Genomic DNA, 4,900 nt, shown 5'->3' on the forward strand with positions numbered 1-4,900 from the left:
CGGTCAGCGGTGTGGCACTGCCTGACGGCCCTCACGCCGGGAAAACTTCAGTCCCTCCGGTGGAGCGGCGGACGAGGTGCCTCCGGGGGACGCGGGGGGCAGGGCGGAATCGGGGGCGCGTCTTCGCGGTGCTTGCGGGTGGCGGCGGCCTTGGCACGGTCGAACGCAGCCCGGCCCTTGCTCGCCGCAACGCGGCTCGGTTCGGAGTCGACAACTCGCCGCACGGTCTCGTACCCGGCGGTCCTCTGCCCGCTGTCCGGGGCGTTCCGGACCGGCCTCGCCGTTGCCCCGGATGCCTGGGCTGCCTTCGTCGGGTATGCCGGCGAGCAGATCAGCTGAGCCGCTCGCGTGCGGACGTGCCTTGGGGTTCTGCTCGGAGCCGCACGACAGGGTATGAGCGGCTCGTCCGTGGCGCGGATTTGGGACAGCGGACGCGGTGGCCCCGTCGCCGAGTTCGTGGCGGATTGATCAGAGGCTGAGCGTCGGCAGGGGTAGCCGCAGATCCCCGCGTGCACAACGAGGTTCTTCTCGTCCGCCCGGATGATGAGCGGCTGGCCGGTCCGGTGGTGTACGCAGCGTCATCGCGGTTCACCTCGGTCGGCGGATTGGGCACCGCAGTCCTGCAGCGGCACTCTGCGGCTGTGATCTCCAGGCGTACAGAGAGATCCGCTCCGCCGCGCGCCAGGGCCCGGCGGAGCTCCCGTAGGAGCGCATCGGCAGCATGCGCGACCGCGTTTCGGCGAGTTGATCGCCGGGCGGCGCGGCAGACGCGCTGCCACCCGACGGGGTTGTTACTCTCCGTGCGCATGCCGGGAAACACGGGCAGCCAACGGAGAGGGCACGGAGCCGGAGCATCGCCATGAACGAACCCCCTTCCAGCAGCCCCGCGGTCGCGCACCGGTGGGTCTCACTGTTTGCGATCTGCACGGCCGCAGGGATGGTCTGGCTTGCGTTCGGCGACCTCGGTGTGGCGATCCCGCAGATCGCCGACGAGTTCAGCGGCAACCTGTCGAGCTTGCAGTGGGCGAACAACGCCTTCAGCCTCGTCACCGGTGCCCTCGTGATCACCGCCGGCAAGTTCGGCGATCTCTTCGGCCGCCGCCGGATGCTTCAGGTGGGCACGGTGCTGCTTGCCGCCTTCTCCGTGCCTGCCGCGCTCGCGCCCGACATCGGATGGCTGGTCCTCGGCCGTGGTCTCATGGGCATCGGCGCTGCGCTGATTCTGCCGGCCTCGCTCGCGCTCATCCCGCCCGAGTTCTCCGGAAAGGCGGAAACCACCGCGTTCGGTATCTGGCAGACGGTGGCCTGGGGCGGGCTGTCCGTCGGGCCCGCGCTCAGCGGGGTCATCACGGACGGCCTCGGCTGGCGCTGGCTGTTCTGGATCAACCTGCCGCTCGCTGCGATCACTCTCGTGGTCGTCCGGGTCACGACTCCGGAGTCCCGCGACGAGAAGGCCGGTCACACGATCGATTGGCTGGGGCTGGCATCCATCGTCCTTGCGGTCTTCGCACTGTTGTACGCGCTCACCGAAGGGCCGAGCCTGGGATGGGGCAGCCCGCTGATCGTGGCGCTGTTCGTGGCAACCGTGGTGCTGTCGGTCGTGTGGTGGTTCGTCGAACGCCATGTGAGCCAGCCGCTCGTGGACCTGAAGCTGTTCAAGATCCGGGCCTACAACGGAGCGCTCGCGGCCAACCTCACGATGAACTTCACCTTCGCCGGGATGAGCTTCCTCCTCGTGCTCTGGCTGGAGAACGCGCGCGGCTACAGCGCGGTGGAGTCCGGGGTGCTGATGCTGCCCGCCACCGTCGGGGTCTTCCTCTTCATTCCGCTCGGCGGCAGGCTCGCGATCCGGCGGGGCGGACGGCTTCCCGCGGTGGTGGGGCTCGTCGTGGCCAGCGCCGGCCTGACTCTGCTCGGTTCTCTCGGTACGCGCAGTTCGACGGAGTACCTCGCTGTCGCACTCATCGTCATCGGGCTCGGTCTGGGGTTGGTGAGCACCCCGGTGGCCAATACGACCGTCGGAGAGGTCCCGATCGACCTTGCGGGCACCGCTGCCGGTGTGTTCAAGATGTCCAGCATGCTCGGTGGCGCCCTCGGGGTCGCCGTCCTCACCGCGGTCGCCAGAGAACTCACGACGAGAGACGCGGCCTCTGTCGTCGAGGCGTCGGGGCTGACTCCGGCGGACATCTCCCAGTTCCGCCAGGCATTGGTGAACTCCTCGTCCTTCCGGGAAGCGATCGCCTCACTGCCGCCCGACCTCGGGCGCACCGTGCAGCAGGCAGCCGTCTCGGCGTTCTCATCCGGTGTCGCCGACACGATGGCGGTCACGGCCGTCCTCACCTTCGTCGGGACGGCGGCCGTATTCCTCCTGTGGCCCCGCCGAAGCAAAGCCGACGCCACCGTCGCCGGGCCCGGACCAGAAGACCGGCCAGAACCGTAGGGCGCCTTTTTGGATCCCGCCATGACCAGGAACCGTTCCTAATCAGTGAGCAGGAGTGAGTCTTGGACCCAAACCTGGTCAACTGGCGCATCCCGAACGGTTGTGGATGCGCTGGTCACCCGCGTTCGCTCCGCGTCCGGCGGCACGGATCGTGTCCGTGGTCGGGGAATGCGGGGGCGGGTTTCCTCACGCCCCGGGGTGTCCGGTGCGGCCTGGACGGTCCGATGCCCCACACGATCACTCCGGTCGTGTGGGGGCGGTGCTGTCCGACGCCGCACCGGATGTCCCAGGGCGCGTCGTGCGATCGCCACGGCGGCTGCGTCGTGACGGGTGGGCTTGCGGCGGGTGGTGCTGAGGGGCTTCTGCCAGTGTTCGGCGCCCCAGCGGGAGGTGTAGGCGGGGTCGACGACGATGATGGTGATGCCGAGTGCGGCGGCCATGGACACGAGCCGTGCCCGCAGTTTGGCGACGGGCATGCCGGAGATCAGCTTGCGGAACTGTTTCCTGCGGCCGTGCTTCTCCCGCGTCTTCTCCGCGCCGAAGTCCAGGTCCTCGATCGCGATGGAGACGCCTTCGCGCCGTGCCCAGCGAAGGAGGCGGGTGAGGGCGTGCCTCACCTGGGCGTCCCGGTGGGTGGCCGGCCCGTCGAGGTCGTAGAAGAACCGGCGGGGATCGCCCATCGGGTTGCCGTGCTCATCCAGACGCCACGCTGCGAAGTGGTCAGCGTTGGTGTCCACACCGATGAGCCCGTTCGCTCTGGCTGCGGTCAGGGGAACGGTCTGAACCGGCGGGATCGTCCACGACGCGGTGAGGTACCAGCGGCCCCGGTCCACGTCCAGGTGGATGCGGTAGGCGACAGCACGGTTCGCCGATACGCGGTCGGCCCACTCTTCGCCACGGTGGTGGAAGTTGATCCGGCCGTCGAGCACGTACCGGCCGCGCGGGGCGCCGGCCAGGTGCGCCAGCGGAGCCGGGAGCTTGATGCTGACCTCGCCGTCGGAGCTGACGCGGATGGTCTCGTTCCCGAAACGCTTCCCCGACTCCCCGTCTGCCTGGAGGAACCAGCGTCCGGCATTCCAGCGCCTGCGCCACTCGTACTCGGTCAGCTGGGCGGCTTCCAGATGGTGCCGGCCTCGGGCCAGTCGCTTCCCGCCCCGCGCCACGTGCACGACACCGGCCTCACGATCGGACCGCTCGCGCTCCAGCCGGTCTTCCAGCACATGGAGGCGCCGGGTCTTTTGGAACCATTCCCGCTTCGTACGGTAGCCGCCCGGCGCCCGCTTCGTGCCCTTCTCCCCGACCGGCTGGGACAGGCGGTACGCGATCGTGCGTACCCCGGCCTCAAGGTTGTGGATGTGGGCGAGCTGGGCTCGGCGCGCCAGGCCCCACTGGTCGTGGGTGGCCTTCGTGATGCTCCCGGCCCAGCGCGAGGACGACTCCTCGGTCAGGGCTCGCTTACGCTCCGCCCACTGGTCGCTGTCGTGATCGGTACCCGCCCGGCAACGTGCCTTGAGGTCGGCGGAAGCCAGCGAACCAAGGTGTGCGCCCACCAGGGGCAGCACCTCACGGTCCCGCTGGGACATGCCCTTGATACTGGTGCGGACCGCCACCCCGGACGGGCCCGGCGCAACGAACGGCGCCTCGATCGTGCGCAGTGTGGAGTCAGCCATGCGCGGCGGCCTCCAAAGCCTTGCGGGCCCGGTTCTTCGCCGACCGGCGACCGTACAGGCGAGCGCAGAACGAGGTCAGCACCTCCACCATGTCACGCACCAGATCGTCTTCGGCCTCGCCGTCATCAAGGACCACGAGGCGGCGCCCATGCGCGGACAAGGCGGCTTCGACAAGTTCGGTGTTCATCCGGCCCAGCCGATCCTTGTGCTCGACCACCACCGTGGTCACGTCCGGATCGGCCAGCAGCCGCTTGACTTTGGGGCGGGCACCGTTCATACCGGATGCGATCTCCGCCTCCACCCGCACCACCCGGTGGCCGGCCTGCGCCGCCCACCGGGACAGCCGGGCGACCTGCCGTTCCAGGTCAGTCTTCCGGTCATGGGAGGAGACACGGGCATACAGGCCCAGCCCGCCGACCGCTTCCGGTGCGGCGTTCACCTCCACGTTCACGAGGATCGTGCGCGGGCCGACCCGCTGAGCCGGTACCGGCAGCGTCCCCTCACGGAACCAGCGATACGCGGTCTGCGGATGCACGCCCTGCGCCTTCGTCCATTCCGTGAGATTCATGCCCCGACAACGAAACTCACTCACACATGGTTACGCTCACTCACCCGACCTTAAAGACCAGCAGGTGAAGGCCCCTTCTCGAACTCGCTGTTGACAACCCAGACCACTCGATCGGATTCATTAAGAGCTTGTCTCACGTGGTGTGAGGTTGATGCGGCATGATGCCGTGCCATGGGTGTTGGTTTGTCGCAGCGGTTGGTTCCTGACGAACTCTGGTCGCTC

General features: G+C 68.7%; 3 protein-coding genes. 1 reads left to right on the top strand and 2 read right to left on the bottom strand.

What is annotated here, in order from left to right; genetic code table 11:
- Nucleotides 1-859: 859 nt before the first annotated feature.
- Entirely contained in the window at nucleotides 860-2,440 is a 1,581-nt protein-coding gene (locus ADK41_RS12840; RefSeq protein WP_030837314.1) for an MFS transporter, read from the top strand.
- A 38-nt stretch (nucleotides 2,441-2,478) separates the two neighbouring features.
- On the opposite strand, the gene ADK41_RS12845 is transcribed toward ADK41_RS12840, so the two are convergent.
- Nucleotides 2,479-4,110, bottom strand: coding sequence for an IS200/IS605 family element transposase accessory protein TnpB (locus ADK41_RS12845; RefSeq protein WP_030837317.1), 1,632 nt, complete (start codon nucleotides 4,108-4,110; stop codon nucleotides 2,479-2,481).
- Complete coding sequence (locus ADK41_RS12850) at nucleotides 4,103-4,678, bottom strand: IS607 family transposase (RefSeq protein ID WP_030837320.1); 576 nt, start codon at nucleotides 4,676-4,678, stop codon at nucleotides 4,103-4,105. Before ADK41_RS12850 ends, ADK41_RS12845 begins: the two co-directional genes overlap by 8 nt.
- Between the last annotated feature and the right edge of the window lie 222 nt (nucleotides 4,679-4,900).

The organism is Streptomyces caelestis (assembly GCF_001279005.1).
GTDB lineage: Bacteria > Actinomycetota > Actinomycetes > Streptomycetales > Streptomycetaceae > Streptomyces > Streptomyces heliomycini.

What these genes read in the sequence shown, in the direction of transcription:
- ADK41_RS12840 (WP_030837314.1), top strand. Translation starts at nt 860, where the DNA reads ATGAACGAACCCCCTTCCAGCAGCCCCGCGGTCGCGCACCGGTGGGTC.
- ADK41_RS12845 (WP_030837317.1), bottom strand. Translation starts at nt 4,110, where the DNA reads ATGGCTGACTCCACACTGCGCACGATCGAGGCGCCGTTCGTTGCGCCG.
- ADK41_RS12850 (WP_030837320.1), bottom strand. Translation starts at nt 4,678, where the DNA reads ATGAATCTCACGGAATGGACGAAGGCGCAGGGCGTGCATCCGCAGACC.